Source organism: Pseudomonas sp. HS-18 (genome assembly GCF_020401845.1).
Classification (GTDB): Bacteria; Pseudomonadota; Gammaproteobacteria; order Pseudomonadales; family Pseudomonadaceae; genus Pseudomonas; species Pseudomonas nitroreducens.
On the sequence record NZ_CP084413.1, the window covers coordinates 435,201 to 458,149 of the forward strand.

The following is a 22,949-nucleotide window of genomic DNA, read 5'->3' on the forward strand; positions in this document are numbered from 1 at the left end:
ATGCTAGGATACCCATCCGTTTTCCGGGCGGCCACGTTCAGGGCTTCGCAAAGCTGTTTCGAGGCTTTTTGCTGCCTGTCTTTCGTGGCGTCCCCTAGAGATTCGATCCCTACATGTTTGGTTCCAACGACGACAAGAAGGCCCCGCCAGCCGGGGAGAAGAAGGGTCTGTTCGGCTGGCTGCGCAAGAAGCCGCAGGCCGCGGAGCAACCTGCCGCCGAAACCGAGCAGCCGGTAGAACAACCGGTTGTCGCCGAGCCTGCTCCTGCCGCCGAACCAGCGCCCGCCGCCCAGGCCGAGCCGCTTGCGCCGAGCGTCGAGCCGACCCCCGAGCCGGTGCTCGACGTGGTGCCGGCCAGCGTTCCGGTGGAGCCACTGGTCCAGCCTGCGCCGCCAGCCGAGCCGCCGGTGATTGCCGAGGCGCCGCAGCCGGCCGTGCAGCCGGTCGAGCCAGAACCGGCTCCGCAGCTGGTCGAGCCTGCGCCCGCCGCCGCTCCCGCCGAACCGCAGCCGGTCGCCGAAGCGCCCCTCGTGGTTGCCCAGCCGGAGCCCGAACCTGCCCCGCAGCCCGAGCCGCAACCCAGGCCTGCCGCTGCAGAAACTTCCAAGCTTGGCTTCTTTGCCCGCCTCAAACAGGGCCTGTCGAAGACCAGCGCCAGCCTCGGCGAGGGCATGGCCAGCCTGTTCCTGGGCAAGAAGGTCATCGACGACGACCTGCTGGACGAAATCGAAACCCGCCTGCTGACCGCCGACGTCGGCGTCGAGGCCACCACCGCCATCGTGCAGAACCTGACCAAGCGCGTCGCGCGCAAGGAACTGGCCGACAGCGAGGCGCTGTACAAGGCCCTGCAGGAAGAGCTGGCCACCCTGCTGCGCCCGGTCGAGCAGCCGCTGACCATCAAGGCGGACAAGCAGCCCTACGTGATCCTGGTCGTAGGCGTCAATGGCGTGGGCAAGACCACCACCATCGGCAAGCTGGCCAAGAAGCTGCAGCAGGACGGCAAGAAAGTCATGCTCGCCGCCGGCGACACCTTCCGCGCCGCCGCCGTCGAGCAGCTGCAGGTCTGGGGCGAACGCAACAACATCGCGGTGATCGCCCAGCACACCGGCGCGGACTCCGCCTCGGTAATCTTCGACGCCGTGCAGGCCGCCAAGGCCCGTGGCGTGGACGTGCTGATCGCCGACACCGCCGGCCGCCTGCACACCAAGGACAACCTGATGGAAGAGCTGAAGAAGGTGCGCCGCGTGATCGGCAAGCTGGACCAGACGGCCCCCCACGAAGTCCTGCTGGTGCTGGATGCCGGCACCGGGCAGAACGCCATCAACCAGGCCAAGCAGTTCAACAACGCCGTTGAGCTGACCGGCCTGGCCCTGACCAAGCTGGACGGCACCGCCAAGGGCGGGGTGATCTTCGCCCTGGCCAAGCAGTTCGAGCTGCCGATCCGCTACATCGGTGTCGGCGAAGGGATCGACGATCTTCGAACCTTCGAAGCCGATGCTTTCGTCCGTGCACTCTTCGAGACCCGGGAAATCGCATGATCCGTTTCGAGCAGGTTGGCAAGCGCTACCCCAACGGCCATGTCGGCCTGCACGAGATTTCGTTCCGCGTGCCGCGCGGCGAGATCATGTTCGTCACCGGCCACTCCGGCGCCGGCAAGAGCACCCTGCTGCGCCTGATCCTGGCGATGGAACGGCCCACCTCGGGCAAGCTGCTGCTCGGCGGGCAGGACGTCTCGCGCATCTCCACCGCGCAGATTCCCTTCCTGCGCCGGCAGATCGGCGTGGTGTTCCAGAACCATCAGCTGCTGGACGACCGCAGCGTGTTCGAGAACGTTGCCCTGCCGATGCAGATCCTCGGCCTGCCCAAGGCGGACATCGCCTACCGCGTAGAAGCGGCGCTGGACCGGGTAAATCTGAAGGAGAAGGCCGAGGACCGTCCGTCCGACCTTTCCACCGGCCAGCAGCAGCGCGTCGGCATCGCCCGCGCTGTGGTGCACCGCCCGGCGCTGCTGCTCGCGGATGAGCCGACCGGTAACCTCGACCCGCGCCTGGCCTCGGAAATCATGTCCGTGTTCGAAGATATCAACCGCCTGGGCACCACCGTGCTGATCGCCAGCCACGACCTGGCGCTGATCGCGCGCATGCGCCACCGGATGATCACCCTGCAGCGCGGCCGCATCATCGCCGACCGTGAGGAGAACGCCTGATGAGCGCCAATGACCTGCCCCGCGGCGACGAAGAAGGCACCCCGACGCGCAACACGCGCGAGCGCCCGGACGACAACGAGCACCAGGACCACAGCGCCTCCCTCTCGGCCTACGCGGAAAACCACCGCGCCAGCCTGATGGACAGCCTGCACCGCCTGGTCAGCCACCCCTTCGGCAGCTTCTTCACCTGCCTGGTGATGGGCATTACCCTGAGCCTGCCCATGGGCCTGTCGCTGCTGCTCAACAACGTCGAGCGCCTCGGCGGCTCCTGGCAGCGCGCCGCACAGATCTCCCTGTTCCTCGACCTGAAGGCCAGCGAGGCCCAGGGTCAGGACCTACGCGAGCAGATCGAGAAGATGCCCGATGTGATCGAGGCACAGCTGATCAGCCGTGACGATGCGCTGAAAGAGCTGCAGGAGCAGTCCGGGCTTGGCGAGGCGCTCAAGGAGCTGCCGGACAACCCGCTGCCGGCGGTCATCTCGGTGACGCCCAAGCAGATCGACAAGGCCCAGCTGGATGCCTTGCGTCAACGGTTGTCGGAGTTGCCCGGTGTACAACAGGCGCAGTTGGACCTGGTCTGGGTTGAGCGGCTGTCGGCGATCCTCAAGCTGGGTGATCGCTTCGTCTTCGGCCTGACCATCCTGCTGGTGCTGACGCTGTTGCTGGTGATCGGCAACACCATCCGCCTGCACATCGAAAATCGCCGTAACGAAATCGAAGTCATCAAGCTGGTCGGCGGGACGGACGGCTATGTGCGCCGCCCCTTCCTTTATATGGGCGCGCTGTATGGCCTGGGCGCGGGCATCCTGTCCTGGGCCCTGCTGGCCTTCGGGCTGGACTGGCTGAACAGCTCGGTGGTCAACCTGGCCGGGCTGTACGGCAGCGATTTCGGCCTGGCCGGCGTTCCGGTCGACGATGGCCTGTCGCTGACCGTGGGCGCGGTGCTGCTGGGCTGGATCGGCGCCTGGCTGGCCGTGGCGCGCCACCTGCGCGAGCTGGCGCCGCGCTGAAACCCCTGATTTTGCTGGGGTTAAGCGGGTGTAAAGGAACTTTTACAGCCGCTTGCAGTCAGATTTCGCAGTGCTACACTGCGCGAGTTTCGTGAATCGGAGGATTCGCATGACCACTTCTCTGCAACCTGTCTATGCCCTGGCTCCCGGTGCGAACCTGGAAGCCTACGTGCACTCGGTGAACAGCATTCCGCTGCTGACGCCGGAGCAGGAGCGCGAACTGGCCGAACGCCTCTTCTACCAGCAAGATCTGGAAGCGGCACGGCAAATGGTTCTGGCGCACCTGCGCTTTGTTGTGCACATCGCCCGGAGTTATTCCGGGTACGGCCTGGCCCAGGCCGATCTGATCCAGGAAGGCAACGTCGGCCTGATGAAGGCCGTGAAGCGCTTCAACCCGGAAATGGGTGTGCGCCTGGTGTCGTTCGCCGTGCACTGGATCAAGGCGGAAATCCACGAGTTCATCCTGCGCAACTGGCGGATCGTGAAAGTCGCGACCACCAAGGCGCAGCGCAAGCTGTTCTTCAACCTGCGCAGCCAGAAGAAGAAACTGGCCTGGCTGAGCAATGACGAAGTGCACCGCGTCGCGGAAACCCTCGGTGTCGAGGCCCGCGAAGTCCGCGAGATGGAAAGCCGTCTCACCGGGCAGGACATGGCCTTCGACCCGGCGGCGGACGCCGACGACGAGAGTGCCTACCAGTCCCCGGCGCATTATCTGGAAGACCATCGCTACGATCCGGCGCGCCAGCTGGAAGAAGCGGACTGGAGCGACAGCTCCACCGCCAGCCTGCACGAGGCGCTGGAAGGCCTGGACGAGCGCAGCCGCGACATTCTCTACCAGCGCTGGCTGGCCGAGGAGAAGGCGACGCTGCACGATCTGGCGGCCAAGTACAACGTGTCCGCCGAGCGGATTCGTCAGTTGGAAAAGAACGCGATGAACAAACTCAAGGGCCGCATCGAAGCCTGACCGGCTTCGATGCGCTCCCGTTGAGACCGAGAACCGCACCCTGGTGCGGTTTTTTTCTGTCCGGTCATTCTCTGTCCAGAGTCTGGAGAGTCCCATGCCGCGCCTGCGTCCCGTCCACGGGATGTTTTTCCTGGTCATCGCCCTGCTGGCTTTCGGCCTGGGCACCTGGGTCGCCCGCACGTCGGCACCGCCCAAGCCGCCGCAGTGGTTCAATGACTGGAAGGAAAAAGTCTTCGAGCCACTGGCTGAAGACCACCTGAGCCTGAGTGATCTGCAGGGCCTGCAGCCCGGCGAGCTGTGGCTGACTGCCAGCCAGGACGGCCCGCAACTGCATTACCGTGGCCGCCTGGTGACGGACGAAGGGCCCTGGCATGTCGAGGCGGAGCTGGCGTTGAGCGAGGCCGAGCATGCCAGCCTGGCCAAGGCCACCGGCATGCAGCCGACCAGCAAGGACCAGCCGCTGAGCGCCGAGCTGATGAGTCAGCTGGGCAACAAGCCGGTCTCCGAACTGGCGCTGGCGCCCCAGGAAGACCTGGCAGTCGGGCGCCTGGCGGTGAGCCTGGGCGACCCGCGCCTGCGCCTGCAGGTGGAGGGTGGCGAGGCCTGGGTCTATCCGGAGAAGGGCATGACGCTGCTGCATCGCGATGGCACGCTGCAATGGATCCGCGTGGTCCCGCGCAACACCCTCAAGGTGTCGGAGACGACGCCTTAAAGGCGCCCGAGATACTCGCTACCGCCCAACTGCCACATCTGCTGGCGAATCCACGAGGCGCGCTGGCGCACGTAGGGGCCGGGCTTGCCGGCGCTCCACTTGCGCGGGTTGGGCAGCACGGCAGCCAGCAGGCTGGCCTGCTGTTGCGACAGGCGCTTGGCGTCCACGCCGAAGTGGTGCTGGGCGGCGGCCTGGGCGCCGAACACGCCGGCATCCCATTCCACGCTGTTGAGGTAGACCTCGAGAATCCGCTGCTTGGACCAGAAGGTCTCGATCAGCAGGGTGAACCAGGCCTCGAAGCCCTTGCGCACCCAGCTGCGGCCGGTCCAGAGGAAGACGTTCTTCGCCACCTGCTGGCTGATGGTGCTGCCGCCGCGGACCTTGCCGCCCTGCTCGTTGTGCGCCAGCGCCTTCTGGATCGCCGGCAGGTCGAAGCCGTGGTGCTCGGCGAACTTCTGGTCCTCGCCGGCGATCACCGCGAGCTTGAGGCTGTCGGGCAGTTCGTCCCAGGAGCGCCAGCTGCGCTGCAGGTCGATGGGCTTGCCGTTGAACCAGGACTCGACCTTGCGCTCGACCATCACCATGGTCCCCGGCGGCGGCACCCAGCGCAGGACGATGACCAGCGCCACGCTGATGGCGACGAACCAGAGCGCGATCTTTGACAGGCGGCGGAGGGCGTTGCGCATGCGGAGGCTTTGCCTGGGCGGATGAGCGGGCCATTATAGCGATACTCACCTGTCTGGAGCTGTCCCATGCTGCGCACTTTCCTGATGCTCGCCGCGTTCTTCGGTTTCACCGGGGTCGCCCTTGGCGCCTTCGCCGCCCACGGCCTGAAGAACAAGCTTACGCCCGAGTACCTGGCGGTGTTCCAGACCGGCGTGCACTACCAGATGCTGCACGCCCTGGCGCTGTTCGGCGTGGCGCTGCTCACCGCGCACATCGGCGGCACCCTCATCAGCCTTGCCGGCTGGGCATTCACCGTCGGCATCCTGCTGTTCTCCGGGAGCCTCTACCTGTTGACCCTGGCGGGCCTGAGCGTGGGCATCATTACGCCGATCGGCGGACTGTTCTTCCTCATCGGCTGGGCGCTGCTGCTGGTGGCGGCCTTCCAGCTGGGTTGACCCGGATGTCAGAAAAGCCCGAGTGCGACGCCCGGATACCTTGGTCATCCGCCGCGATCGGGCTAGAATGCGACCCCCTCCAGCAACGACCGTCCCGCCCATGCGTATTCAGTTGAATGGCGAACCCTTCGAGCTGCCCGCCGGCCAGACCGTCGCCAACCTGCTCGAGCGTCTCGACCTCACCGGCAAGCGTGTCGCGGTCGAGCTCAACCAGGACATCGTGCCGCGCAGCCAGCACGCCGCCACCGCCCTGAGCGAAGGCGACCAGGTGGAAGTGGTGCATGCCATCGGCGGCGGCTAGAGCCCGTCGCTACATCTTTCAGGCCCCGCAAAGCTTTCACATTTCCTGAGGAGTGATCCGATGAGCCAAGCTTCCTCCAACCTGCCGGTCGACAAGCCCTTCACCCTGGCTGGCCGTACCTACCATTCGCGCCTGCTGGTCGGCACCGGCAAGTACAAGGACCTCGAAGAGACCCGAGTGGCCATCGAGGCCTCGGGCGCCGAGATCGTCACCGTAGCGGTGCGCCGTACCAATATCGGCCAGAACCCGGGCGAGCCCAACCTGCTGGACGTGATCCCGCCGGATCGCTACACCATCCTGCCGAACACCGCCGGCTGCTACGACGCCGTCGAGGCCGTGCGCACCTGCCGCCTGGCCCGTGAGCTGCTGGATGGCCACAGCCTGGTCAAGCTGGAAGTCCTGGCCGACCAGAAGACCCTCTTCCCCAACGTCGTCGAAACCCTCAAGGCCGCCGAGGTGCTGGTCAAGGACGGCTTCGACGTCATGGTGTACACCAGCGACGACCCGATCATCGCCCGCCAGCTGGCCGAGATCGGCTGCATCGCGGTGATGCCGCTGGCCGGCCTGATCGGCTCGGGCCTGGGCATCTGCAACCCGTACAACCTGCGCATCATCCTCGAAGAAGCCACCGTTCCGGTGCTGGTGGATGCCGGCGTGGGCACTGCGTCGGATGCCACCATCGCCATGGAGCTGGGCTGCGAGGCCGTGCTGATGAACACCGCCATCGCCCACGCGCAGAACCCGGTAATGATGGCCGAGGCCATGAAGCACGCCATCGTCGCCGGCCGCCTGGCCTACCTGGCCGGCCGCATGCCGCGCAAGCTGTACGCGAGCGCGTCGTCGCCGATGACGGGCCTGATCAACTAACGATCTGCTGCGCGTCGGCGGAACGTCGTTGAAAAGTGGTTCGGGATGCTCATTTACTGCGTGTAAACTCCGCTCCCGCCCCACTTTTCGCCTAGTTCCGCTCTAGCTCGCGAGATCGTTGGCAGGCATTTAATAGACACCGACGCGCGGGCCGGTTTGCCAGAAGCAACCGGCCCGCGTGTGCATTTACCCGCAAGGTCCGAGTCATGAGTGACATTCCCGAAAATCAGCCCGAGAACCAGCCCGACGCCGACAACCGGCCGATGCGCGCCATCAAGAGCTTCGTGATGCGTGCCGGCCGCATGACCGAGGGCCAGCAGCGTGGCCTCGACCAGGGCTGGCCGAAGTTCGGCCTGGAGCTGGCCGACGGTGCGCGGGACTTCGATGAAGTGTTCGGGCGCCAGGCGCCGCGCACCTTCGAGATCGGCTTCGGCATGGGCCACGCTACCCTGGAGATGGCCGCTGCCGCGCCGGAGCAGGATTTCATCGGCGTGGAAGTGCACCGGCCGGGCGTCGGTGCGCTGCTCAACGGCATGCTGACCCAGGACCTGACCAATATCCGCGTCTACAGCTGCGACGCCATCGAGGTGCTGCGCGACTGCGTTGCCGATGCCAGCCTCGATCGCCTGCTGCTGTTCTTCCCGGACCCGTGGCACAAGTCGCGCCACCACAAGCGTCGCATCGTGCAGCCGGCCTGGGCTGAGCTGGTGCGGCAGAAGCTGAAGGTCGGCGGCGTGCTGCACATGGCCACCGACTGGGAACAATACGCCGAGCACATGCTGGAAGTGATGAATGCCGCACCCGGCTACCGCAACCTTTCGGCCGATAATACCTACGTGCCGCGCCCGGAAGAGCGCCCGGTCACCAAGTTCGAACGTCGCGGGGAGCGACTCGGCCATGGCGTCTGGGACCTGAAGTTCGAGCGCGTCGACTGATCCGCCCGAAAAGGCCTGCCCAGCAGGCCTTTTTCACGCGAAAAGCACCTTCTAGACCGGGACCACCCGGCAGGCCGAAAAAGGCCATCCTCACCTCCTGAATAAAAAGCGGCATCCGCCGCGGACGAAAATAAGAGTGACGGACAGGAGTCCGTCGCAAAGGAGTCTGCTGTGTTGAAGAAACTTGCTGTACTGCTGATGGCAGGGGCGTGGGCCCTGCCGGCGCAGGCGAAAGTCGATGCCACCGAGGCAGCTCGACTGGGCCGCGACCTGACGCCGATGGGCGCGGAAATGGCCGGCAACGCCAGTGGCACCATCCCCGCCTGGACCGGCGGCATCACCACCGCGCCGGCGGGCTACCAGCCCGGCGGCCATCACCTCGATCCGTACGCTGGCGACGCCGTGCAGTACAAGATCGACAGCAAGAACCTGGCGCAGTACCAGGCGCTGCTCACGCCCGGCACCCAGGCGCTGCTGCAGGAGAACCCGGACTACTACCTGCGGGTCTTCCCCAGCCGCCGCAGCGCATCCTTGCCCCAGCGCATCTATGACGCCACCCGCTTCAACGCCGAGAACGCCGAGCTGATCGCCGACGGCAACGGTGTGCAGGGCGCCGCCGCCGGTGTGCCGTTCCCGATGCCGAAGACCGGCCTGGAAGCGATCTGGAACCACATCATGCGCTACCGCGGCGAGCAGATTCACATGGTGACCAATCAGGCCGCCGTGCTCGCCAGCGGCAGCTACAACCTGCTCAAGCTCGACCGCTACGTGTACTTCAACTACGGCCGCGAGGGCATGACCCCGCAGGACCTGAACAACACGCTGTTCTACTACAAGTACAACATCGTCGCCCCGGCCAAGCTGGCGGGTTCCGCGCTGGTGGTGCAGGAGACCATCGACCAGGTGCTGTCGATCCGCAAGGCCTGGCGCTTCAACAGCGGCGAGCGCCGCGTGCGCCGCCTGCCGAGCCTGGCCTACGACACCCTGCAGCCGGACACCAACGGCCTGGCTACTGCCGACACCGTGGACGTCTACAACGGCGCGCCGGATCACTACGAGTGGCAACTGCTGGGCAAGCGCGAGATGCTGGTGCCATACAACAGCTATGCCGTGCATCAGAAGGGCATTCCCTACGCCGACATCCTCAAGACCAAGACCCTCAACCCCGAGCTGCTCCGCTACGAGCCGCACCGCGTCTGGGTGGTCGAGGCGACCCTGCGCAAGGGTATGGGCCATCCGTTCGCCAAGCGCCGCTTCTACCTGGATGAGGACAGCTGGCAGATCCTCGCCTCGGACATCTACAACGCCGACGGCAAGCTGATCCGCGCCCAGGAAGTGCACCCGATCAACTACTACGACGTGCCCATGGTGCTCAGCACCCTGGAGGCGCTGTACGACTTCGAAGGCAAGCGCTATTTCGTCGACGGCCTGGACAACAACGAGCCGATGTACGACTTCAAGGTCCCGCTCGGGCCGCGCGACTTCACCCCGCAGGCGTTGCGCCGCGAGGGTAACTGAGTCCAGCAGAGGCCGCCGCGAGGCGGCCTTTGTCTATCTGCGCAAATGGACCTGTAGGAGCGAGCTTGCTCGCGAGCCGCCACGGCGCCGGTGCGCCAGGACAGAGCGTTCGCGAGCAAGGGCTAGGCGCCCACCTCGGTTCTGCAAAAGCCTCCACCGATACCGGGGTGTGCGTTATTCGATCAGTTCGGCGCCCAGCACCGTGGTCTCCGGCATGCGCATGGGCGCCGGGCTGATCTGCAGGTACTTGATGCTGGTGCGCGGGATGATCAGCAGGTCGCCGTCCACCTCGATGCTGATGACCGGCGACTCCATCTGCTTGCGGATGCCGCGCGCCACTTCGGCGGGGTCGTCGCTCTGTTGCGGGAAGCGCAGCGCCAGGCGCTGGCCATCGGAGAAGTGCAGGTAGAGATGCTTGATCGGCTTCATGTGTCCTCCGGCAGTGGTGGCCAACCGCCGGAGGCCCGCAGGTCAGCTGCGGTCGGCGATCATGCCAATCACGAAGAACACTAGCAGCAGCACGGGCGCCAGGGTGTAGTTGTTGAAATAACCCAGACCCTTGGCCAGCCACGGGGTGACGAAGACCATCGCCAGGCCGTAGCCCACGGCGCAGATCAGTACGAACAGCAGGGTGCGGAAGACGAAGTTCAGGCTGCCGATGCGCTGCTGTACCCAGGCGTTGATCGCCGGGCCGAACAGCACCAGTACGGTGGCCATGATCGCCAGGGCGATGTCGGACAGGTGGCCGCGGCACCAGCGGGAGACGTTGGCAATCAGGTCGAGCGCGAAGTCCATTGGGGCTCCTTGGGATCGAGTGTCGCGGGGGAGTGTACTTGAGTGCGCCGCCTTGGGTCAGTCGGGCTTGCGCAGCATGAGCCTCAAGGTCGTCAGGGCAATCGCCTTGTCGCGGAACAGCAGCAACTGCTTGATCAGGCGAAGCGGCAAGTGTCGCCGGTAGCTGGGGAAAAGGTCGGTATGATAACGGCTGTAGTAGCGGTACTCCGACTCGTAGATGCTCTCGTAGCGCGACCTGGACACCCGGTTGCGCTCGCTGATCGAGAGGTTCTGGTGGACTTCGCTGGCCATTACGTAGAGCTGCCGGCCCTGGTTTCTCGCATGGTGGAAAGCCCAGTGATCCAGATAATCCAGGGGGAACTCCGGATTGAATCCGCCAGAGGCGGCCAGCCAGGAAACTCGCCAGCAGGCGCCGGAATTGATCGCCGTGATCGGATCGCTGGTGCTGCCGGAGCGGTTGTACGCCTGGGCCCTGACCTTGCTGCAGTCCATGGGGGAGATCTGCCGCTGCCCATCGCTGACCCGTGGCACCAGGCAGACGCAGGAGGCATCCAGGTCCGTTGTCGCTTGCGTCAGCTCGGCAAAGTAGTTCGCCTCCAGGCGGGTATCCTGATCCAGAAGCAGCAGCCAGTCGCTGCCGCGTTCGCAGGCCGAGTGCAGCGCGAGGTTATAGGCGGTGGCAAGCCCCGGGTTGCTGGCATCGTGGTGGTAGCGAACTGCAAGGCCCTCACCCAACGACGGCCATGGCTGGGGGGCCGGGCTGTTGTCGTGGAGGATCAGCTCGACGTCCTGGTTGGCCAGCCACGCCAGGTTGTCCTGCAGGCTGCGAAAGCTCTCGGAGTCGGCCAGGGATTGCTTGTAGATCACCAGAACGATGGTCGCCCGCATCTTCGTCATCGGCATCATTCGGGCAAGAAGCGCTGCAGCAGGTCGTTGAGGAACAGCTGGCCACGTTCGGTGGGGGCCAGCCGGTTCGGATCGTCCAGCAATAGGCCGTCCTTGCGCGCCTGCCGGCAGGCTTCCTCGATGGCGGCCAGCGGCAGGCCAGTGCGCTCGGCGAAGGTTGCCGCCGGTACACCTTCGGTCAGGCGCAGGGCGTTCATCATGAACTCGAAGGGCAGGTCATCCGCTTCCAGGTCGCGTTCGCCGGCCTGGAAGGGCTTCTCCGGATTCAGGTAGTCCTTCGGCAGGCGGGTCTTCCAGGTGCGCAGGATGCGCCCTGCCGGGGTGCTCAGCTTGGCGTGGGCGCCGGCGCCGATGCCGAGGAAATCGCCGAAGGTCCAGTAGTTCAGGTTGTGCCGCGCGCGCTTGCCGTCACGGGCATAGGCGGAGGTTTCGTACTGCAGGTAGCCCGCCTGGGCGAGCAGCGCCTGGCCGGCCTCCTGGATTTCCCACAGCTGGTCGTCCTCGGGCAGCTCCGGCGGCTGGCTCCAGAACACCGTGTTCGGCTCCATGGTCAGCTGGTACCAGGACAGGTGCGTCGGCGCGAGGGCAATGGCCTGCTGCAGGTCGCTCAGCGCGTCGGCGACGCTCTGCTCCGGCAGGCCGTGCATCAGGTCCAGATTGAAGTTGTCGAAGCCGGCGCGGCGGGCCATCTCGGCCGCGCGCACGGCTTCGTCGCCGTCATGGATGCGACCCAGCGCCTTGAGCTTTTCGGCCTGGAAGCTCTGGATGCCGATGGACAGCCGATTGATCCCCAGCTGGCGGTAGTCGGCGAACTTGGCCTGCTCGAAGGTGCCCGGGTTGGCTTCCAGGGTGATCTCGATATCGCTTTCGAAACCGACCTGCCTTTCCAGCCCTTCGAGGATGCGGCCCAGCGCCTTGGCGGAAAACAGGCTGGGCGTGCCGCCGCCGAAGAAGATCGAGGTCAACTTGCGGCCGTGGACGTACCCGCGGTCGGCGGCCAGGTCAGCCAGCAGCGCCTCGACGTAGGCGTCTTCCGGCAGCTCCGGCCCGGCAGCGTGGGAATTGAAGTCGCAATAGGGGCATTTGCGCACGCACCAGGGGATGTGGACGTACGCGGACAGCACGGGAAGTTGAAAGACTGAATCGTTGGGCACGGTGAATGGCTTGAATCTTTGGGGGAGACTATCGTGGCATGACTTCGCCAAAGTACCAGCGCTGGCAGATGAAGCGTCCATCGGGCTGGTCGGGATCTGCGTAGTCAATGTAAACGCCGAGTTCGGAACTTCCTGATACCAACTGAAGCTTCCACTCTTCGGCGAGGCTGGAGGTCAAGTGGCGGCATGTGCTATCTGGACCGTCGCTTTCTCGCGTATGGCTGAGGAAATAACCTTCCTCCTTGTAGATGCAAACTTCGCTGGTGAAAAAGTCCGGAATGCAAATGACGGCAGTGACTCGCCAATCCTTTGCGAGCTCGGGCTTGCTGTGTATCAGATGTTGGCAGGCGTCGATCAGGGCTTGCGCACACTGAGCCTGAATTTCCGGCGTTGTATAGCGACCCTGCACAAGGCTGCATGCAACTGGAATCTTCCAGTTCCAATAACGCTCGGAGGGCGGTATGTCTGCCGGGAAATGGCCTTGGAAGCTATCGGACCACTTTTTAAGGGCGCGCAAGCGGCGCGTCACTCCGCGAAGTTTTTTCTCGCTGAAGATTAGGCGCCTCCCCAACTAGAGTCCCAGCCGTTGCTTCAGCAAGGCCATGGCGCGGGCGCGGTGGCTGAGCTGGTTCTTCTGCTCGGGCGGCAGTTCGGCGCTGGAGCAGTTGGCTTCCGGCACCCAGAACAGCGGGTCGTAGCCGAAGCCGTGCTCGCCGCGGGCTTCGCGCAGGATGCTGCCGTGCCAGAGGCCCTCGCAGAGGATCGGCAGCGGGTCGTCAGCGTGGCGGACCAGGGCCAGCACGCTGACGAACTGGGCGCCACGCGCCTCGTCCGGCACGTCCTTCATGGCATCGAGCAGCTTGGCGTTGTTCGCCGCGTCACCCTTACCGTCGGCGTAGCGGGCGGAATAGATGCCCGGCGCTCCGCCGAGGAAGTCCACCGCCAGGCCGGAGTCGTCGGCCAGCGCCGGCAGGCCGGAGATGCGCGCGGCATTGCGGGCCTTGAGGATGGCGTTCTCGACGAAGGACAGGCCGGTCTCTTCCGGCTCCACGTCGCTGAACTCGCCGATGGAACGCACCTTCACGTGGGCTCCGAGCATGGCCTGGAGTTCCTTGAGCTTGCCGGCGTTGTGACTGGCCAGCACCAGTTGTTCGAGCTTGATCATTCGTCGGGGAAGATTTCCTGCATGAAGTCGAAGCTTTGCGGCGCTTCGCTTCCGGACTGGACCTGGATGGAGAAGGTCAGGGTCTCGCGGCCTTCGATGGGGAACTGTGCCAGGTTGTACACGGCGCCTTCCTCGACCACGCGCTTGAAGGTCAGGGGAATGGTCTGGCCCATCAGGTTCTTGGCGGAGCCGGCGACGGTGGCGTTGGCCGGTTTGCCGCTGGCGTCCAGCGGCACGATGTTGATCACGCCCTGGGCCTTGCTGCGCACCACGCCCACGGCTTGCGCGACGTTGGGCTGGAGGAAGCTGGAGTTGAACACGCTGTAGTGCACCTGCAGGTCACCCAGGCGCTTCACCTGTTCGGCGAAGGCGGGGACGGCGAGGACCAGGCAGGCGAGGAAGGTAAGCAGGCGGCGCATGATGTTTCTCCCGGGCTCTATCAGATAGCCGCGATCAGACGGCGATGCGGTGGTCTTGCACGCCAGCGCCGCTGATCCGGTAGATGCCGATCTCACCCAACAGATTAGGCCAGATTCGCGAGGCCCAGCCATGCTGGTGCTCGTGGTCCACCGCCAGACGGTCCAGCACCCTTGCGTGTTGCTCGTGGCAGAGCGCCTCGAAATCGCGGAAGGTGCAGAAGTGGATGTTCGGCGTGTTGTACCAAGTGTACGGAAGGAAGTCCGACACCGGCATGCGGCCATTGCGCGCGAGGTACCAGCGGCAGCGCCAGTGGCCGAAGTTGGGGAAGGTGATGATGCAGGTTCTGCCCACGCGCAGCATCTCCGCCAGCACCTTGTCCGGGTAGCGCAGGGCCTGCAGCGACTGGGTCATCACGACCACGTCGAAACTGTTGCTGGCAAAGTTGCCCAGTCCCTTGTCGAGGTCCTGTTCAATGACGTTGACGCCACGTTCGATGCATTTGGCGATCTTGTCGGGGTCGATCTCCAGGCCGTAGCCGCCCACCTGCTTGTGGTCGCGCAGCCAGGCGAGCAGCTCGCCGTCGCCGCAGCCCAGGTCGAGCACGCGGCTGCCGGCGGGGATCCAGTCTTGGATGATTTCCAGGTCGGCGCGCATGGGTGTCCTTTTATACGCTGATGCGGTGCATGTAACCGCTGAAAGCTTGCAGGTAGCGCGGAATCGGCATCAGGAAGGCGTCATGGCCTTGCGGGGCGTCGATTTCCAGGTAGCTGACGTTCTTCTTCGCCGCCAGCAGGGCGTCGACGATCTCCCGCGAGCGGGCCGGGGAGAAGCGCCAGTCGGTGGTGAAGGACATCAGGCAGAAGTCCGCTTTCACCCCGGCGAGGGTACGCGCCAGGTCGTCGCCGTAGGCGGCGGCCGGGTCGAAGTAGTCCAGCGCCTTGGTCATCAGCAGGTAGGTATTGGCGTCGAAGCGGGTGGAGAACTCCTCGCCCTGGTAGCGCAGGTAGCTTTCCACCTGGAACTCGACGCTGTGCAGGTCGTAGTTGAGCTTCTCCGATTTCATGTCGCGGCCGAACTTGGCGCCCATGGCGTCATCGGAGAGGTAGGTGATGTGGCCGACCATCCGCGCCAGGCGCAGGCCGCGCTTGGGTATCACGTCGTGTTCCTGGAAGTGGCCGCCGAAGAACTCCGGGTCCGAGAGGATCGCCTGGCGCGCCACTTCGTTGAAGGCGATGTTCTGCGCCGACAGCTTCGGCGCACTGGCGATGCACAGGCAGTGGCGCACGCGCTCGGGATAGCTGATGGTCCACTGCAGCGCCTGCATGCCGCCCAGGCTCCCGCCGACGATGGCGGCCCAGCTCTGGATGCCGAGGCGATCGGCCAGTCGGGCCTGGCTGTGCACCCAGTCTTCCACGGTGACGACCGGGAAGTCCGCGCCGTAGGTCCTGCCGGTGGCGGGGTTGAGGCTGGTTGGCCCGGTGGAGCCGTTGCAGCCGCCGAGGTTGTTCAGCGCGACGACGAAGAACTTGCGGGTGTCGATGGGCTTGCCCGGGCCGATGCAGCTGTCCCACCAGCCTGGCTTGCGCTCGTCCTCGCTGTGGTAGCCGGCGGCGTGGTGATGGCCGGAGAGCGCGTGGCAGATCAGCACGGCGTTGCTCGCCGTGGCGTTCAGCTCGCCGTAGGTCTCGATCACCAGTTGGTATTCGGGCAGCGTCTTGCCGCAGGCCAGGGGCAGCGGTTCATTGAACTGCAGTGTCTGGGGGGTGACCAGACCGACGGAATCTTCGGGGAAGACTGTTGGCATCGACCCAGCTCATGCATAAAAAGGACGGCCAGTCTAAAGAGCACCGCACCCTGCGGCAAGCGCCGGGAGCGGGCATCGCGCGGGTGTGGCGCGGGTTTCAGGCGCGCTGGGAGGTGGGCAGGGTGACGACCTTGGCCTGGCGCTGCAGCGGAGCCGGGCGGCGCAGCTGGCGAAGAATGTCGGTGGCCTCGACCAGTTGCTGCTCCAACTCCTCGGTATAGCGCCCCAGCAGCAGCGAGCGCTGACGCGCCTGCTGGGTTTCCTGGGCCAGGGCCTTGAGGCGCAGCATGTGGGTTTCCAGCATCTGCTTGTGTTCCAGGCTGTACTGCATCAGCGGCATCAGGGCGTCGGCGGCCCATTGCTCGGCCTCTTCGCGCAGGCGCTGGTGCAGGCCGATGACTTCCTGGGCGACGGTGGCGAAGAAGCGCCGGGTCAGCAGGCGCTGCTCGGTGAGCAGGGTCTTGAGGTGCAGGCGGAAGCGGTCGGCTTTCTCCTGCAGCTTGGCGAGATCGCGCAGGTAGCGCTGGACGCGGAGTTGCGGGGCATCCAGGGCGTTGAGCGGGTTTTCCTGGTTATGCCGCTGGTAGATGGCCGCGACCATGCGGTTGGCCGTCTCCGCCTCGTGCATCAGGCCGACCAGGTCGGTCTCCACGGTGCGGAAGAACTGCAGGATGGCCTGGTGGATGCCGACCGTGGTCCAGCTGCCGCGCAGCTTCTCGTGGACCTTCTTCAGATGCTGCTCGAGCCTTTCCGGACGCACCGCGTCGCGCAGCTGTTCGCCCTGGTGGCGCAGCAGCCGCTGGTTGGTCTTCAGGCTGAGCAGGCGCTTGTGGTGCAGGTTGTGGTCGTCCTTGGTCCGCGCAGTCAGCTCGAACAGCAGCTGGCCGCTGTCCTGTTGCTGGTCGTTGAGCAGCGCCTGCTGCTCCTTCACCTTGTCCAGGCGCACGCGCAGGCTGTGCTGGCTGTTGTTGACCAGCGCCAGTACCTGGCCGACCACGGCGTCCTCCAGCAGGCGCTCCTTCTGCGCGACGATGCGCTCGCAGAGCAGCTCCTCCAGGGATTCCATCTGGCTGCGCACGAGCAGGTCGCGGTCGCCGCGCACCTTGGCCAGCAGCGCCTGCTTGGCCGACAGCGGCAGCACGTCTTCGCGGGCGATGCCCAGCTGGCGCGCGGTGGCGTCCTGGATATGGTGGATGGCGTTCTGCACGAAGACTTCGCCGGCCAGGTCGTCCCAGAGCACGTCGATCTTGTTCAGCACCGCGTAGAGGCTGGTGTGGCCGTCCTCGCCGAGCTGGCGCACGTGGTCCCGCCAGATGGCCATGTCGGAGGCGGTCACGCCGGTATCGGCCGCCAGCAGGAAGAGGATCGATTGTGCGCTGGGCAGCATCGACAGGGTCAGTTCCGGCTCGCTGCCCAGGGCGTTCAGGCCGGGCGTGTCGAGAATGCGCAGGCCCTGGCGCAGCAGCGGGTGGTCGAAGTTGACCAGCGCATGGCGCCACGCCGGCACCAGGACGATGCCGGGCTTGTCCGTGGCTTCGAGCATGTCCGGGTGGAAGCCCAGCTGGATCGCCTGCTCCACCGGCAGCGGCTTGGTCTTGGCGACCTGGGCGAAGGCCTCGGCCATGTTCGCCGGGTCCGAGGTATCCAGCGGGATGTTCACCCAGTGCCGCGGGATACGCTTGAACTGCGCGACGCTGGCATCGGCGACGCGGGTCTCGATGGGCAGCAGGCGGATGTAGGGACGCTCCGAGCGCGGGTCGAAGAATAGCTCGGTCGGGCACATGGTGGTGCGGCCGGCCTGGGATGGCAGCATGCGGCGGCCGAATCCGGCGAAGAACAGGCTGTTGATCAGCTCGGTCTTGCCGCGCGAGTACTCGCCGACGAAGGCCAGGGTGATGTGGTCGACGCGCAGCAGGCGCAGGGTGCGTTCGAGGCGGTTCTCGATTTCCGGGGTATTCAGCCGGGCGCGCTCCAGCCAGCTGCGATAGCGGGTGATCTCACGGACCAGCTCGCGCTTCCAGGTGACATAGGCATCGATCTGCTGACTGAGACGTTCCATGCTCATCCGGGCGTTCCTTGGGCTGGCGCGTCCTGCGCGGGGAATGGATGGCGTGGATTATGCGACGGAGTGTAGGAATAGCAATTGGCCTACAGCACATTCCTACACGTAAGGTCGGCCAAGGTTACCGAGCGGCTATCCCGAGTTCTGCCGGAAATTTCGTCGGGCGGGGAATACGCACGCGCTTCTGGCGATTCAGTTCGCCGCTTTCCAGCTTCACCGCGCTTTTCGGCACGCCGAAGGCCTTGCCGAGGAATGCCAGCAGATGGGCATTGGCCTTGCCTTCCACCGGCGGCGCGGTCAGGCGGATCTTCAGGCGTTCGCCGTGCAGCCCGGCGAACTCGTCGCGGCTCGCCTTGGGTTGCAGGTGGCAGTCGAGGATCAGGTCCTCGCCGTCCCAGAAATAGAAGCTCATTCGTCTTGCGGACTGTCGGAGCTCGCCGCGCGGGCGAGCTCCCTGGTCAGTTACATGAAGGGGCTGAGGATCTGCGGCATCCCGGTCATCGCGGCCAGGTTGCCGATCACCAGCATGTCGATCAGCTTCAGCGCGATGAAGGCGAAGATCGGCGAGATATCCAGGCCGCCGAGGTTCGGCAGGAGCTTGCGGAAGGGCGCCAGGAACGGTTCGCAGATCTGGTTCACCAGCTGGGCGCCGGGGTTGTAGCTGCCCGGGGCGACCCAGGAGAGAATCACGCTGATGATCAGGGCAAAGAAGAAGATCTTCAGGAACAGCGAGGTCACCGCGATGATCGACCACACCAGCAGCTGCAGGATGTAGCCGCCGACGCCATAGCCCATCAGGGTCAGGGTGATGACCATCAGCAGCAGCTGGACCAGGATGGCCAGTACCAGCGAGGCGAAGTCGATACCGCCGAAGCCGGGGATGACGCGGCGCAGCGGGTTCAGCAGCGGCTTGGTGGCGCGCACGATGAACTGGCTGAGCGGGTTGTAGAAGTCGGCGCGGACCAGTTGCAGGATGAAGCGCAGCAGGACGATCAGCAGGTACAGGCTGCCCAGCGTCTGGATGACGTAAATGGCAGCGGTGGAAATTCCGGTCATTGAGGGCTCCTCGTCATTGACCCAGTTGTTCGGCCAGCTCGGCGGAACGGTGGTCGGCGGCGCCTACCGCCTTCTCCACCAGCGCCTCGAAACCGTTGGCCTGGAAAGTGGTGATGGCCGCTTCGGTAGTGCCCTTGGGCGAGGTCACGCGGCGGCGCAGTTCGGCGGGATCGACATCGCTGGTGGTGGCCATCTGCGCGGCGCCCAGGGCGGTCTGGCGGGCCAGCTGGCCGGCGACTTCGCGGGACAGGCCGAGCTTCTCGCCGGCGGCGGTCATGGCTTCCATCAGCAGGAAGAAGTAGGCCGGGCCGCTGCCGGAGACGGCGGTGACCGCGTCGATCTGCCGCTCCTCGTCCAGCCACAGGGCGATGCCCACGGCGCTCAGCAGTTGCTGCGCCTGCTCGCGCTGGGTGGCACTGACGCTCGAATTGGGGTACAGGCCGCTGGCGCCCAGGCCGACCAGGGCCGGGGTGTTGGGCATGCAGCGGACGATGGCGCGCGGCTGGCCGTTCACGGCGCCCAGCCAGCGTTCGAGGCTGGCGCAGGGGATGCCGGCGGCGATGGAGACGATCAGTGCGCTATCGGACAGGGACGGCGCCAGCGCCAGGCAGACGTCCTTCATGACCTGCGGTTTGACCGCCAGGACCACCACGTCGGCGCCGGCCACGGCGCTGGCGTTGTCGCCGACCACGTCGATGCCGTGCTCGGCAGCGATCTTCGCGCGCTGCTCGGCACCCGGGTCGCTGGCACGGATGCGGCTGGCTTCGACGCCCTTGGCGCGCAGGCCGCCGATGAGACTGGCGGCCATGTTGCCGGCGCCGATGAAGGCAATGCGGGTGCTCATTACGTCTCTTCCTTTATTCAGTGCGAGGCGCCGTAGTCGCGGGCGCCGAACAGGGCGGTACCGATCCGTACCCAGGTGGCGCCTTCGCCGATGGCGGCTTCGAGGTCGTGGCTCATGCCCATGGACAGGGTGTCCAGGCCGAGGTTCAGGGCGTGCATCAGCTCGCGCAGGCGGGCAAATGCAGCGTGCTGTGCGGCAACGTCTTCGGTTGGCTCAGGTATGGCCATCAGACCGCGCAGTTTCAAGTGGGGCAGTTGCGAAATTGCCTGGGCAAGGGCAGGCAGTTCTTCGGGGGAACAGCCGGATTTGCTGTCTTCGCCGCTGACATTCACCTGCAGCAGCACGTTCAGCGGCGGCAGGTTCGCCGGGCGCTGTTCGGAAAGGCGCTGGGCGATCTTCAGGCGGTCCACCGAATGCACCCAGTGGAAGTGCTCGGCGATGGGCCGGGTCTTGTTCGACTGGATAGGGCCGATGAAGTGCCAGGTCAGCGGCAGGTCGGCCAGCTCGACCTGCTTGAGCAGCGCTTCCTGCAGGTAGTTTTCGCCGAAATCGGCCAGGCCTTCGGCATACGCTTCGCGGATGGCGGCGGCGGGTTTGGTCTTGCTCACGGCGAGCAACTGCACCGAGCCAGGCGTGCGATTTTTCGCTTGTTCCGCCTCACGGATTCGTACGCGAACCTTTGCAATATTCTCTGCTATCGTGGACATTACCGTCGCTTTTCCGCCCGGCTGCTGCGAGTTCTGCGGCATTCTACCTGCTTGCTCTTGATTGGGGAGTCCCATGGATATTACCGAGCTGCTCGCCTTCAGCGCCAAGCAGGGCGCTTCGGACCTGCACCTCTCGGCCGGCCTGCCGCCGATGATCCGCGTCGACGGCGATGTGCGCCGCATCAACCTGCCGCCGCTCGAGCACAAGCAGGTTCACGCGCTGATCTACGACATCATGAACGACAAGCAGCGCAAGGATTACGAAGAGTTCCTGGAAACCGACTTTTCCTTCGAAGTGCCGGGCGTGGCGCGCTTCCGGGTCAACGCCTTCAACCAGAACCGCGGCGCCGGCGCCGTGTTCCGGACCATTCCCTCCAAGGTACTCACGATGGAGGACCTGGGAATGGGAGAAGTGTTCAAACGTGTTTCAGACGTGCCGCGCGGCCTGGTGCTGGTCACCGGCCCGACCGGTTCGGGCAAGTCCACCTCGCTGGCGGCGATGCTCGACTACCTGAACAACACCAAGTACAGCCATATTCTCACTGTCGAAGACCCGATCGAATTCGTCCACGAGTCGAAGAAGTGCCTGGTCAACCAGCGTGAGGTGCACCGCGACACCCTGGGCTTCAACGAGGCACTGCGCTCGGCCCTGCGTGAGGACCCGGACATCATCCTGGTGGGCGAGATGCGTGACCTGGAGACCATCCGCCTGGCGCTGACCGCGGCGGAAACCGGCCACCTGGTCTTCGGCACCCTGCACACCACCTCCGCGGCCAAGACCATCGACCGTATCGTCGACGTGTTCCCCGCCGAGGAGAAGTCCATGGTCCGCTCCATGCTCTCCGAATCCCTGCAGGCGGTGATCTCCCAGACCCTGCTGAAGAAGATCGGTGGCGGCCGTGTCGCGGCCCACGAGATCATGATCGGCACCCCGGCGATCCGTAACCTGATCCGTGAGGACAAGGTCGCGCAGATGTACTCCGCCATCCAGACCGGCGGCGCGCTCGGCATGCAGACCCTGGACATGTGCCTGAAAGGCCTGGTCGCCAAGGGCCTGGTCACCCGCGATTCGGCGAAAGAAAAAGCCAAGATCCCGGAAAACTTCTAATCCCACCGGGCCGTTCCCGGCCCGGCGCACGGAGCGCGCCACACGCACCCGCTTCGTGATCCGACAGCCCCGTCGTAGTCAGCGTGAACCTGGCGAGAAAGATCATGGAATTCGAGAAGCTGTTGCGCCTGATGGTGGAAAAGGGAGCCTCCGACCTGTTCATCACAGCGGGCGTACCACCGTCGATGAAGGTCAACGGCAAGGTGTTGCCGGTGACCAAGACCGCGCTGTCGCCGGAGCAGACCCGCGAAACCGTGCTGTCGGTGATGAACGAGCAGCAGCGTCGCGACTTCGCCGAGAACCACGAGTGCAACTTCGCCATCAGCGCCCGCGGCGTCGGCCGTTTCCGCGTCAGCGCCTTCTACCAGCGCAACCTGGTGGGCATGGTGCTGCGTCGCATCGAGACCAACATCCCGACCATCGATGACCTGAAACTGCCGGAAATCCTCAAGAAGCTGGCGATGACCAAGCGCGGCCTGGTGATCTTCGTCGGCGCCACCGGTACCGGCAAGTCGACCTCGCTGGCGGCCATGATCGGCTACCGCAACAAGAACTCCACCGGCCACATCATCTCCATCGAAGATCCCATCGAGTACATCCACCAGCACCAGGGCTGCATCGTCACCCAGCGCGAAGTGGGCCTGGATACCGATACCTTCGAAGTCGCCCTGAAGAACACCCTGCGCCAGGCGCCGGACGTGATCATGATCGGCGAGGTGCGCTCGCGCGAGACCATGGACCACGCCGTGGCTTTCGCCGAAACCGGCCACCTGTGCCTGGCGACCCTGCACGCCAACAACGCCAACCAGGCGCTGGAGCGGATCATCCACTTCTTCCCCGCTGACCGTCATGGCCAGGTGTGGATGGACCTGTCGCTCAACCTCAAGGCCATCGTCGCCCAGCAACTGGTGCCGACCCCGGACGGCAAGGGCCGTCGCGCGGTGATCGAGGTGCTGCTGAACACCCCGCTGGCCGCCGACCTGATCCGCAAGGGCGAGGTCCACGAACTCAAGCCGCTGATGAAGCGCTCCACCGAGCAGGGCATGCAGACCTTCGACCAGGCGCTGTACCAGCTCTATACCCAGGGCGAGATCACCTACGAAGATGCGCTGGCCTACGCCGACTCGGCGAACGACCTGCGCCTGATGATCAAGCTGGGATCGGAAACCGATGCCGACCACCTGACCACCATGACCCAGGGCCTGACCCTGGAGATGAGCGACGACGATCCCAATCGCCGCTTCCGCTGACCTGAAGAGCCCGCCTAGTGCGGGCTTTTCGTTTATTCTGGCTG

26 protein-coding genes and 1 pseudogene are annotated in these 22,949 nt (G+C 65.2%); 12 read left to right on the forward strand and 15 right to left on the reverse strand.

Going from position 1 to position 22,949, the window contains the following annotated elements:
* Positions 1–113: 113 nt before the first annotated feature.
* The 5 genes from ftsY to LDJ84_RS02060 all read left to right on the forward strand — a co-directional run bounded on the left by ftsY (position 114) and on the right by LDJ84_RS02060 (position 4,892).
* Positions 114–1,538, forward strand: coding sequence for a signal recognition particle-docking protein FtsY (gene ftsY, locus LDJ84_RS02040; protein ID WP_065086236.1), 1,425 nt, complete (start codon positions 114–116; stop codon positions 1,536–1,538).
* Complete coding sequence (ftsE, locus tag LDJ84_RS02045; protein ID WP_017520095.1) at positions 1,535–2,206, forward strand: cell division ATP-binding protein FtsE; 672 nt, start codon at positions 1,535–1,537, stop codon at positions 2,204–2,206. The genes ftsY and ftsE overlap by 4 nt, the downstream gene beginning before the upstream one ends.
* Positions 2,206–3,216: a permease-like cell division protein FtsX gene (gene ftsX, locus LDJ84_RS02050; protein WP_024766774.1), complete on the forward strand. Its 1,011-nt coding sequence runs from the start codon at positions 2,206–2,208 to the stop codon at positions 3,214–3,216. The genes ftsE and ftsX overlap by 1 nt, the downstream gene beginning before the upstream one ends.
* A gap of 109 nt (positions 3,217–3,325) precedes the next feature.
* Positions 3,326–4,180 carry an RNA polymerase sigma factor RpoH gene (gene rpoH, locus LDJ84_RS02055; protein WP_024766773.1) on the forward strand — a complete coding sequence of 285 codons (855 nt, stop codon included), beginning with the start codon at positions 3,326–3,328 and terminating at the stop codon, positions 4,178–4,180.
* Between the two features lie 94 nt (positions 4,181–4,274).
* Positions 4,275–4,892, forward strand: a complete 618-nt coding sequence (locus tag LDJ84_RS02060; protein ID WP_226045837.1) for a hypothetical protein — start codon at positions 4,275–4,277, stop codon at positions 4,890–4,892.
* Here the strand turns inward: LDJ84_RS02060 and mtgA are convergent.
* A pseudogene (gene mtgA / locus LDJ84_RS02065) lies at positions 4,889–5,612 on the reverse strand (monofunctional biosynthetic peptidoglycan transglycosylase). The gene LDJ84_RS02060 and the pseudogene mtgA overlap by 4 nt on opposite strands.
* Before the next feature lie 32 nt (positions 5,613–5,644).
* Between mtgA and LDJ84_RS02070 the strand changes: the two are divergent.
* From LDJ84_RS02070 to LDJ84_RS02090, 5 genes are all read left to right on the forward strand, one after another.
* Positions 5,645–6,013: a DUF423 domain-containing protein gene (locus LDJ84_RS02070; RefSeq protein WP_024766771.1), complete on the forward strand. Its 369-nt coding sequence runs from the start codon at positions 5,645–5,647 to the stop codon at positions 6,011–6,013.
* A 100-nt stretch (positions 6,014–6,113) separates the two neighbouring features.
* A complete protein-coding gene (thiS, locus tag LDJ84_RS02075; RefSeq protein WP_024766770.1) occupies positions 6,114–6,314 on the forward strand; it encodes a sulfur carrier protein ThiS in 201 nt (66 codons plus the stop codon).
* A gap of 60 nt (positions 6,315–6,374) precedes the next feature.
* Complete coding sequence (locus tag LDJ84_RS02080) at positions 6,375–7,181, forward strand: thiazole synthase (protein ID WP_065086238.1); 807 nt, start codon at positions 6,375–6,377, stop codon at positions 7,179–7,181.
* A gap of 263 nt (positions 7,182–7,444) precedes the next feature.
* Positions 7,445–8,116, forward strand: a complete 672-nt coding sequence (gene trmB / locus LDJ84_RS02085; protein WP_217284487.1) for a tRNA (guanosine(46)-N7)-methyltransferase TrmB — start codon at positions 7,445–7,447, stop codon at positions 8,114–8,116.
* Between the two features lie 171 nt (positions 8,117–8,287).
* Positions 8,288–9,634 (forward strand): DUF1329 domain-containing protein, encoded by a 1,347-nt coding sequence (locus tag LDJ84_RS02090; RefSeq protein ID WP_024766767.1) that lies wholly within the window; start codon positions 8,288–8,290, stop codon positions 9,632–9,634.
* 174 nt (positions 9,635–9,808) lie between these two features.
* Here the strand turns inward: LDJ84_RS02090 and LDJ84_RS02095 are convergent, their stop codons facing one another.
* From LDJ84_RS02095 to LDJ84_RS02160, 14 genes are all read right to left on the reverse strand, one after another.
* Entirely contained in the window at positions 9,809–10,063 is a 255-nt protein-coding gene (locus LDJ84_RS02095) for a hypothetical protein (protein ID WP_017520105.1), read from the reverse strand.
* 42 nt (positions 10,064–10,105) lie between these two features.
* Positions 10,106–10,429: a DUF3392 domain-containing protein gene (locus tag LDJ84_RS02100; protein WP_017520106.1), complete on the reverse strand. Its 324-nt coding sequence runs from the start codon at positions 10,427–10,429 to the stop codon at positions 10,106–10,108.
* A gap of 57 nt (positions 10,430–10,486) precedes the next feature.
* A complete protein-coding gene (locus LDJ84_RS02105; protein WP_159457346.1) occupies positions 10,487–11,326 on the reverse strand; it encodes a glycosyltransferase in 840 nt (279 codons plus the stop codon).
* 5 nt (positions 11,327–11,331) lie between these two features.
* Entirely contained in the window at positions 11,332–12,489 is a 1,158-nt protein-coding gene (hemW, locus tag LDJ84_RS02110) for a radical SAM family heme chaperone HemW (protein ID WP_226045838.1), read from the reverse strand.
* Positions 12,490–12,517: 28 nt separating this feature from the next.
* A complete protein-coding gene (locus LDJ84_RS02115) occupies positions 12,518–13,006 on the reverse strand; it encodes a DUF3916 domain-containing protein (protein ID WP_226045839.1) in 489 nt (162 codons plus the stop codon).
* A gap of 54 nt (positions 13,007–13,060) precedes the next feature.
* Positions 13,061–13,654, reverse strand: coding sequence for an RdgB/HAM1 family non-canonical purine NTP pyrophosphatase (gene rdgB / locus LDJ84_RS02120; protein WP_037013514.1), 594 nt, complete (start codon positions 13,652–13,654; stop codon positions 13,061–13,063).
* Positions 13,651–14,073, reverse strand: coding sequence for a DUF4426 domain-containing protein (locus LDJ84_RS02125; RefSeq protein ID WP_037013512.1), 423 nt, complete (start codon positions 14,071–14,073; stop codon positions 13,651–13,653). The genes rdgB and LDJ84_RS02125 overlap by 4 nt, the downstream gene beginning before the upstream one ends.
* A gap of 34 nt (positions 14,074–14,107) precedes the next feature.
* The gene (gene metW / locus LDJ84_RS02130) at positions 14,108–14,728 is read right to left on the reverse strand and encodes a methionine biosynthesis protein MetW (protein ID WP_024766763.1); all 621 of its coding nucleotides are present in this window, start codon (positions 14,726–14,728) and stop codon (positions 14,108–14,110) included.
* 10 nt (positions 14,729–14,738) lie between these two features.
* A complete protein-coding gene (gene metX, locus LDJ84_RS02135) occupies positions 14,739–15,878 on the reverse strand; it encodes a homoserine O-succinyltransferase MetX (protein ID WP_038803496.1) in 1,140 nt (379 codons plus the stop codon).
* 97 nt (positions 15,879–15,975) lie between these two features.
* On the reverse strand, positions 15,976–17,943 hold the full coding sequence (locus LDJ84_RS02140; protein ID WP_037013508.1) for a dynamin-like GTPase family protein: 1,968 nt from the start codon (positions 17,941–17,943) through the stop codon (positions 15,976–15,978).
* Between the two features lie 118 nt (positions 17,944–18,061).
* Entirely contained in the window at positions 18,062–18,352 is a 291-nt protein-coding gene (locus LDJ84_RS02145; protein WP_024766762.1) for a DUF167 domain-containing protein, read from the reverse strand.
* Between the two features lie 50 nt (positions 18,353–18,402).
* Positions 18,403–18,996, reverse strand: a complete 594-nt coding sequence (locus tag LDJ84_RS02150; RefSeq protein WP_024766761.1) for a YggT family protein — start codon at positions 18,994–18,996, stop codon at positions 18,403–18,405.
* A 13-nt stretch (positions 18,997–19,009) separates the two neighbouring features.
* Positions 19,010–19,840, reverse strand: coding sequence for a pyrroline-5-carboxylate reductase (proC, locus tag LDJ84_RS02155; protein WP_024766760.1), 831 nt, complete (start codon positions 19,838–19,840; stop codon positions 19,010–19,012).
* Between the two features lie 17 nt (positions 19,841–19,857).
* Positions 19,858–20,547, reverse strand: coding sequence for a YggS family pyridoxal phosphate-dependent enzyme (locus LDJ84_RS02160; protein WP_037013506.1), 690 nt, complete (start codon positions 20,545–20,547; stop codon positions 19,858–19,860).
* Between the two features lie 73 nt (positions 20,548–20,620).
* Here LDJ84_RS02160 and pilT point away from each other — a divergent pair, with 73 nt between their 5' ends.
* On the forward strand, positions 20,621–21,655 hold the full coding sequence (gene pilT, locus LDJ84_RS02165; RefSeq protein ID WP_024766758.1) for a type IV pilus twitching motility protein PilT: 1,035 nt from the start codon (positions 20,621–20,623) through the stop codon (positions 21,653–21,655).
* Between the two features lie 104 nt (positions 21,656–21,759).
* On the forward strand, positions 21,760–22,905 hold the full coding sequence (gene pilU / locus LDJ84_RS02170) for a type IV pilus ATPase PilU (RefSeq protein WP_024766757.1): 1,146 nt from the start codon (positions 21,760–21,762) through the stop codon (positions 22,903–22,905).
* The last annotated feature ends 44 nt before the right edge of the window (positions 22,906–22,949 follow it).

Bases quoted from the DNA above. Each gene is read 5' to 3' on its own strand.
- ftsY (WP_065086236.1), top strand. From the start codon at position 114: ATGTTTGGTTCCAACGACGACAAGAAGGCCCCGCCAGCCGGGGAGAAG.
- ftsE (WP_017520095.1), top strand. From the start codon at position 1,535: ATGATCCGTTTCGAGCAGGTTGGCAAGCGCTACCCCAACGGCCATGTC.
- ftsX (WP_024766774.1), top strand. From the start codon at position 2,206: ATGAGCGCCAATGACCTGCCCCGCGGCGACGAAGAAGGCACCCCGACG.
- rpoH (WP_024766773.1), top strand. From the start codon at position 3,326: ATGACCACTTCTCTGCAACCTGTCTATGCCCTGGCTCCCGGTGCGAAC.
- LDJ84_RS02060 (WP_226045837.1), top strand. From the start codon at position 4,275: ATGCCGCGCCTGCGTCCCGTCCACGGGATGTTTTTCCTGGTCATCGCC.
- LDJ84_RS02070 (WP_024766771.1), top strand. From the start codon at position 5,645: ATGCTGCGCACTTTCCTGATGCTCGCCGCGTTCTTCGGTTTCACCGGG.
- thiS (WP_024766770.1), top strand. From the start codon at position 6,114: ATGCGTATTCAGTTGAATGGCGAACCCTTCGAGCTGCCCGCCGGCCAG.
- LDJ84_RS02080 (WP_065086238.1), top strand. From the start codon at position 6,375: ATGAGCCAAGCTTCCTCCAACCTGCCGGTCGACAAGCCCTTCACCCTG.
- trmB (WP_217284487.1), top strand. From the start codon at position 7,445: ATGCGCGCCATCAAGAGCTTCGTGATGCGTGCCGGCCGCATGACCGAG.
- LDJ84_RS02095 (WP_017520105.1), bottom strand. From the start codon at position 10,063: ATGAAGCCGATCAAGCATCTCTACCTGCACTTCTCCGATGGCCAGCGC.
- LDJ84_RS02100 (WP_017520106.1), bottom strand. From the start codon at position 10,429: ATGGACTTCGCGCTCGACCTGATTGCCAACGTCTCCCGCTGGTGCCGC.
- LDJ84_RS02105 (WP_159457346.1), bottom strand. From the start codon at position 11,326: ATGACGAAGATGCGGGCGACCATCGTTCTGGTGATCTACAAGCAATCC.
- rdgB (WP_037013514.1), bottom strand. From the start codon at position 13,654: ATGATCAAGCTCGAACAACTGGTGCTGGCCAGTCACAACGCCGGCAAG.
- LDJ84_RS02125 (WP_037013512.1), bottom strand. From the start codon at position 14,073: ATGCGCCGCCTGCTTACCTTCCTCGCCTGCCTGGTCCTCGCCGTCCCC.
- metW (WP_024766763.1), bottom strand. From the start codon at position 14,728: ATGCGCGCCGACCTGGAAATCATCCAAGACTGGATCCCCGCCGGCAGC.
- metX (WP_038803496.1), bottom strand. From the start codon at position 15,878: ATGCCAACAGTCTTCCCCGAAGATTCCGTCGGTCTGGTCACCCCCCAG.
- LDJ84_RS02140 (WP_037013508.1), bottom strand. From the start codon at position 17,943: ATGAGCATGGAACGTCTCAGTCAGCAGATCGATGCCTATGTCACCTGG.
- LDJ84_RS02145 (WP_024766762.1), bottom strand. From the start codon at position 18,352: ATGAGCTTCTATTTCTGGGACGGCGAGGACCTGATCCTCGACTGCCAC.
- LDJ84_RS02150 (WP_024766761.1), bottom strand. From the start codon at position 18,996: ATGACCGGAATTTCCACCGCTGCCATTTACGTCATCCAGACGCTGGGC.
- proC (WP_024766760.1), bottom strand. From the start codon at position 19,840: ATGAGCACCCGCATTGCCTTCATCGGCGCCGGCAACATGGCCGCCAGT.
- LDJ84_RS02160 (WP_037013506.1), bottom strand. From the start codon at position 20,547: ATGTCCACGATAGCAGAGAATATTGCAAAGGTTCGCGTACGAATCCGT.
- pilT (WP_024766758.1), top strand. From the start codon at position 20,621: ATGGATATTACCGAGCTGCTCGCCTTCAGCGCCAAGCAGGGCGCTTCG.
- pilU (WP_024766757.1), top strand. From the start codon at position 21,760: ATGGAATTCGAGAAGCTGTTGCGCCTGATGGTGGAAAAGGGAGCCTCC.